The organism is Pseudomonas oligotrophica (assembly GCF_021726475.1).
Taxonomy (GTDB): Bacteria; Pseudomonadota; Gammaproteobacteria; order Pseudomonadales; family Pseudomonadaceae; genus Stutzerimonas; species Stutzerimonas oligotrophica.
This window is the reverse complement of sequence record NZ_JAKJRU010000009.1, coordinates 147,016-153,719: the sequence shown is the minus strand read 5'-3', so window position 1 is coordinate 153,719 and position 6,704 is coordinate 147,016. Positions and strand designations below refer to the sequence as shown.

The 6,704-nt window shown below is 65.3% G+C and carries 4 protein-coding genes; all 4 read right to left on the bottom strand.

Annotated elements, in window-relative coordinates; translation table 11 throughout:
* Positions 1 to 934: NosD domain-containing protein (locus tag L3N39_RS18200; protein WP_431978046.1), on the bottom strand; the 934-nt coding region annotated here is incomplete at its 3' end.
* 95 nt (positions 935 to 1,029) lie between these two features.
* A complete protein-coding gene (gene nosZ / locus L3N39_RS18195) occupies positions 1,030 to 2,940 on the bottom strand; it encodes a TAT-dependent nitrous-oxide reductase (protein ID WP_237258829.1) in 1,911 nt (636 codons plus the stop codon).
* Between the two features lie 71 nt (positions 2,941 to 3,011).
* Positions 3,012 to 5,135, bottom strand: coding sequence for a transcriptional regulator NosR (gene nosR, locus L3N39_RS18190; protein WP_431978045.1), 2,124 nt, complete (start codon positions 5,133 to 5,135; stop codon positions 3,012 to 3,014).
* A gap of 273 nt (positions 5,136 to 5,408) precedes the next feature.
* Positions 5,409 to 6,656: an acyl-CoA dehydrogenase family protein gene (locus tag L3N39_RS18185; RefSeq protein WP_237258827.1), complete on the bottom strand. Its 1,248-nt coding sequence runs from the start codon at positions 6,654 to 6,656 to the stop codon at positions 5,409 to 5,411.
* Positions 6,657 to 6,704 lie beyond the last annotated feature (48 nt).

Below are 6,704 nucleotides of genomic sequence, written 5' to 3'. Positions count from 1 at the left end.
CGCTGTTGCCGAAGTGGTTGTTCTCGATGCTGTTGAACAGCGAGTTGTAGATGAACAGGGCCTTGCCTTCGCCGCCGGAAATCATGCTGTCGCCATCGGTATCGCCGGACTGCACGTCGCTGACGAAATTGTCGCGGATGGTCGAGTAGGTGATGTAGTTCATCAGCATGCCGTAGTTCTGGTCGTGCTCGGAGCGGTTGCCGATGACGGTCAGCTTGCGGCTCTGCATCAGGGCGAAGCCGGTGCGGGTGCGCCGTGTGACGTTGCCGATCACGCTGTTGTCGTTGGCGAACATGTAGTGCACGCCGTAGCGCAGGTCCTCCAGCAAGTTGTTCTCCAGGTGGTTGCCGTTGGAGGTATCGATGTAGATGCCGTCGCGGGTCTCGCGCACCTGGTTGCCGATCACCCTCGCGCCCTTGACCGCATACAGGTGGATGCCGTTGCCGCGGTCCTGCGAGCGCACGCTGGGGTCGCCCTGGATGCGATTGCCGATCACGCTGACGTCCGCCACGCCGTCGAGCCAGATGCCGAAGCCGGCGCCGGTCAGCTGGTTGTCGCGCAGGGTCGTGCCGCGGGCGCTGCGCTCGACGAAGATCGCCGAGTTCATCGCCGTCATGTCACGGCCCCAGTTGCGGATGGTGCAGCCTTCGATGGTCACGTCGGCGGCGCTGATGGTCAGCGCGTTGCCCTGGCCGGCGCCATCGAGCACCGCGCCTTCGGCACAGCGCAGCACCATGGGCTGCTCAACGCGGAACTGGCCCTGGTACTGGCCGGCCGGCAGCAGCCAGCGATTGTCGCCCTGCGGCTCGAGCGGCAGGGTCGAGAGGGGTTGCGGCGCCGCCTGGGCGGCGCCGGCGAATACGAGCAGCGCGATGAGCGCCGCGGGGCGGAAGTTGCCGTTGGTCCGAGTTGCGAGCACAGCATTTAACCTCATTCGGCGTTCGGGCAGGTTCCTGGGGTGACGCGGGCGGTGCCTCAGGCACCGCCCGCATCGATCCGTGCCCCCGGCCAGGCCGGGGGCGGCCCGGATCAGGCCGGCTCGACCATCATGCGGCCGACCATCTCCATGTGCAGCGCGTGGCAGAACCAGCTGCAGTAGTACCAGTGCAGGCCGGGCTTGTCGGCCACGAAGGTAATGGATGAGGTCTGCTGCGGGCTGATCTCCATGCTCACACCATGGTTGACCATGACGAAGCCGTGGGACACGTCCTCGATCTGGTCGATGTTGGTGATGGTCACGGTGACTTCGTCGCCCTGCTTGACGGTGAACTCCTGCACGCCGTAGCTCGGCGCCATGGAGGTCATGTAGACGCGCACCTTGTTGCCGTCGCGGATGACCTTGTTGTCGGTCTCCAGGTTGATGCCGTCCTTCTTCGCGCGCTCCACGGTGGGGGCGAAGAACGGATCGTTGCGGTCCCAGATCTTCTTGGTCTTGATCTGGTCGCGACGGGCCATGATGCAGTCATGCGGCTCGGCGAAGGTCGGGCCGTCGTGCACCAGCTTCATCTCGTCGCCGGAGATGTCGATCAGCTGGTCGTTCTCCGGGTGCAGCGGGCCGGTGGGCAGGAAGCGGTCCTTGCCGAACTTGCACAGCGCGACCAGCCACTTGCCGTCCGCTTCGCTGGTTTCGGTGAGCGAGGCGTGGATGTGGCCCGGCTGGTAGTGCACGTCGAGCTTCTGCTTGATGTAGTTGACCTTCTCGCCCTTGTAGGCGCGACGGGCTTCCTCGATGTTCCACTTGACCACCTGGCTGTCGATGAACAGCGTGGTGTAGCCGTTGCCGCGGCCGTCGAAGGTGGTGTGCAGCGGGCCGAGGCCCAGCTCGGGCTCGCCGACGACCACGTCGCGCGGATCCTTCAGCTTGCCGGCGAACAGGTCGGGCAGCTGGGCGATCTCGATCATGGTCACGGTCGGCGACAGCTTGCCGTTGGCGATGAAGTACTTGCCGTCGGGCGAGGTGTTGCAGCCGTGCGGGTTCTTCGGCACCGGGATGTAGCGGGTGAACTCGCTGTCCTTGTCGCCCTTCTTGCGGCCGTCGAGCACCGGCACCTTGGAGTCGCCCAGGGTGGTGAACTTGCCGGCCTTGACCGCCTTCTCGGCCGCCTCGATGTCGAACACCACGACCCAGTCGCGCTCGTTGCGCATCATGCCGCCGAGGTCGTAGGCCTTCTCGGAGTTGTAGCAGGTGGCAGCGGCGAAGCGGCCGGTGTAGTCGGCGTCGGTGTTGTCCAGGTTGCCGTCGACGATGATCTGGAAGGCCATCTCCATCTTCTCGGCGTCGATGACGTTGTACATCGTGTAGCTGTTTTCATCCTGCAGGTCGAACACCTTGCCGTCGTTCGGGTGCGGGATGACGAATTCGGCGTTGGCGAACACGTACTTGGTGTGCGGCACCTTCTGCAGGCGCAGGCCGTGGATGGCCTGGCAGTTCGGCACGGTCAGGATCTTGTCGCACTTCATAATATCCAGGCGGATACGTGCGACGCGGGTGTTGGCCTTGTCGTTGATGAACAGGTACTTGCCGTCGTACTTGCCGTCGGTCATCGAGATGTGCGGGTGGTGGCAGTCGCCGTTGAGGAACTTGGCGCTGTCGCCCATGATCGCGCGGCTTTCATTGGTCAGGCCCCAGCCGGTGGCCGAGTCGACGTTGAACACCGGGATGCGCATCAGCTCGCGCATGGACGGAATGCCCAGCACGCGCACCTCGCCCTGGTGGCCGCCGCTCCAGAAGCCGTAGTACTCGTCGAGCTCGCCCGGCGCGACGTGGATCTTCTGCTTGGATTCCTTCACCGCGGCCGCCCAGGACTCGCGCGTCATCACCGCGCCGCCGAAGGCGGTCGCCGCGACGGCTGCACCGGTCACCGCGGAGGCACCGAGGAAGCTGCGACGGCTGATGCCGCCCTTGTCCAGGGTCTCTGGATTCTTGCTCTTGTCACTCATGGGGTGTTGCTCCTTTTGACTCACAAACACAGGGGTGTGTTGGTTGCGAGCGACTCGCCGGCGGCGGGCACTCAGGGTTCAACGACTTCAACGACGGGAATCAGGTTGGCGTCGGCCGGAGCCTTCTTGTCGCGCTTCTTGCGCTTGTTCTTGTTCACCAGCGGCGGGCACTTGTGATCGTTGTGGTAGGTCATCTGGCAATCGAGGCAGTAGTGGCACTCGTTGGCGTTGATGTGACCATCCGGGTGGATCGCCTGGATCTCGCATTCCTTGGCGCACAGCTGGCAGGGGCTGCCGCACTCCTTGCGGCGCTTGAGCCAGTCGAACAGGCGCAGCTTGGTGGGGATCGCCAGCGCCGCGCCCAGCGGGCAGACGTAGCGGCAGTACACCTTGCGGGTGAAGATGTTGATCACCAGCAGGAACACCGCGTAGAGCACGAACCACCACTGGCGGTCGAACTTGAGCATGATCGCGGTCTTGAACGGCTCGATCTCGGCGGCCCGTTCGGCGGCCATCATCGACTCCAGGGAGATGCCGAACAGCACCAGCAGGACGATGTACTTGATCGCCCAGAGCCGCTCGTGCACCGCGAAGGGCAGCTCGTACTGCGGGATCTTCAGCTTGCGCGCAGCCTCGTTGATCAGCTCCTGCAGCGCGCCGAAGGGGCACAGCCAGCCGCAGAACACGCCACGCCCCCAGAGCAGGATGGTCGCCGCGGTGAAGGTCCAGAGGATGAAGATCACCGGGTCGGAGAGGAACAGCTCCCAGCGGAAGTCCTGGAACAGCGCGTGGACGAAGGTCAGCACGTTGATCACCGAGAGCTGCCCCAGCGCGTACCAGCCGATGAAGACCACGGTGAAGATCAGGTAGCCACGACGCAGCCAGTGCAGGAAGTTCGGGTGCTGGGTGAACTTGTCCTGCGCGAACAGGATGACCGTCAGCAGGCCCAGGGCGGCGACGATCACGCCGATCTGGAAGCTCTTCTGGTACCAGATGTTGACCCACATCGGCCGGTTGGCTTCCTCGATGGCGGCCAGTTCCTCGGCGGTCGGCTGCGGCCGCTCGATGTACTCCTCGGGGATCTGGTAGGGCAGCTCGAAGCTGGTGAAGATGCCGTCCACCGGGCCGGTCTGGCGACGCACCAGCAGTTCCATCGTCCAGGGCGTGCCGGGATCGAAGCCGGCCGGCTCGCGGATGACGAAGATCGCCATCTCGCGGAATTCCGGCATGCCCTCGGCGTAGACGTCGTTGAGGCGCTGGAAGTCGAGGTCGCGGAAACTGATGATGTTGCCGAACTGGCGCACCTGCACCCGATCGAAGATGCCGCCGCGCACATAGCCCGAGCCCTTGAACGAGTATTCGCCGCTGCCGAGCACGGCGATGGCGTGCTCGCCCGGCTTGAGTTCCTCCATCAGGAAGCGGTACTGGTTGTCGCCCAGCAGGTTGCGACCGATGGTCGGCGGGTTCAGCGGGGCCACGTAGAGGTCGATGAAGGTCTCGTCGACGGTCTCGGCCGACGGCTCGTCGACGCCCTCGGCGTCGGTGCCCTTGAAGGCCTCGCTGATCTGGCCGTTGGTCAGGTGCAGGCGGCGGATCGCCCCGTTGCCGGTCAGCTCGGCCCAGCTGGCGGGCTGGTAGACGTCGGCACGCACGGTGGCCGGCTTCTGCCGCGCCTCGAGGTTGTTCTTCACCAGCCCGAGCGAGGCGGCGACCTTGTGCGCCGATCCCATGACGATCTCGTTGACCACCATCACCGTCACCGTCGCGCCGGTCACGGCATCGATGGTCACGGCGTTCTTGTCGCTGGAGCGGCCGACCACTACGCGCTGGTCAGCCTTGATGCCGGCGTACTTGAGGTCGAAGTCGTGGAGTTTCTGCTCGGGGATGCCGATCAGCAGGATCGGCTCGTGGTGCTCGAGCACGTAGGCGTCGACGATGGTGCCCTTCGGGTCGAGCAGCACCTGCATATTGATCGGCTTGCCCGAGTACGCCGGGATCGGCGTGACGTTGATGCTCTGGTAGGCGTAGCCGTAGACGGTGCCGACGCCATCGGCGAGGGTGCGCACCTGGTAGTCGCCTTCCGGCTCGGAGATCTGGGTGACCTTGGGGAAGAACTGCTCGATGCGTTGACGCTCGACTTCATACTCCCTGGCCTGGAGCTGCAGGCTGCAGAACATCAGGGCCAGAAGAATCATCAGGCCGTTTCCCCACGCGCGCCAGGCGTCGCGGCCGGAAAAACGATGAGCTTTCATGTCGTTACCTACTTGCACTACGGGGTGTGGCGCGCATGGTAGGTGAGCGGCCGGCCTGCCCCCCTTGACTGGGATCAAGGGGGGGACGGGTGGTCTGATTCCATTGCGCCATGTCAACAAAACGCCTCGGCAACTGCGATACCGAGCAAGGCTAGACCATAAAAATGACCGTGCCGGTACATCGTGCCCGGCGGTTTGAACCGGTTCGCAGGCGCCTCAGTGGCGCCCGGGGGTGAGGTAGGCCGCGCCGGCGCCGCGCACCGCCTCGCTGGCCTTGAGTTCCATCTTCGCCACGCTGCGCAGGTGCACCTGGTCCGGGCCGTCGGCGAAGCGCAGCGCGCGGCCGCCGATCCACATGTCGGCCAGCGGCGTGTCGGGGGTCAGGCCCATGGCGCCGTAGACCTGCATGGCCCGGTCCACCACGCGGGTGTGCATGCGCGGCACCAGCGCCTTGATCATGGCGATCTCCTTGCGCGCAGCCCTGGCGCCGACCGCGTCGATCATCCAGGCGGTCTTGAGCACCAGCAGGCGCGCCTGCTCGATCTCGATGCGCGACTCGGCGATCCAGTCGGCGATGTTGGAATACTGCTGCAGGTATCGGCCGAAGGCCTTGCGCTCCTGGGCGCGCTCGACCATCAGTTCCAGCGCCAGCTCGGCCATGCCGATCGAGCGCATGCAGTGGTGGATGCGCCCCGGGCCCAGCCGCGCCTGGGCCATCATGAAGCCCTCGCCCTGCGCCCCGAGCAGGTTGCCGGCCGGCACCCGCACGTTGCGCAGCAGCAGCTCGCTGTGGCCTTCGGGGGCGATGTGGTTCATCACCGGGATGTTGCGCACCAGCTCGACGCCGGGCGTGTCGAAGGGCACCAGGATCATGCTCTGCTGGCGGTGCGTCTCGGCATCCGGGTCGGTCTTGCCCATCACGATCAACAACTTGCAATTGGGGTGCGAGGCGTTGGTGATGAACCACTTGCGGCCGTTGATCACGTAGTCGTCGCCGTCGCGGCGGATAAGCGTCTGGATGTTGGTGGCATCCGAGGACGGCACGTCCGGCTCGGTCATGGCGAAGGCCGAGCGGATCTGCCCCTCGAGCAGCGGCTTGAGCCAGCGCTCACGCTGCGCCGGCGTGGCGAACAGGTGCAGCAGCTCCATGTTGCCGGTGTCCGGCGCGTTGCAGTTGAACACCTCCGAGGCCCAGTGCACCCGGCCCATGATCTCGGCCAAGGGCGCGTACTCGAGGTTGCTCAAGCCCATGCCTGGCTCGTTCGCGCCGAGCGAGGGCAGGAACAGGTTCCACAGGCCCTCCTCGCGCGCCAGCGCCTTGAGATCGTCCATGAACGACACCGGGTAGTGGCCGGCATCGACCTCGGCATGCCAGGCGCCGATGCGCGGCACGATGTGCTGGTCCATGAAGTCGCGCAGCTGCTGGCGCAGCGCCTCGACGCGGGGGCTGTAGGCGAAATCCATGAAGGGCTCCGGTGCGGGTTGCGATCGGCCAACCTTAGCCCGCGCCGG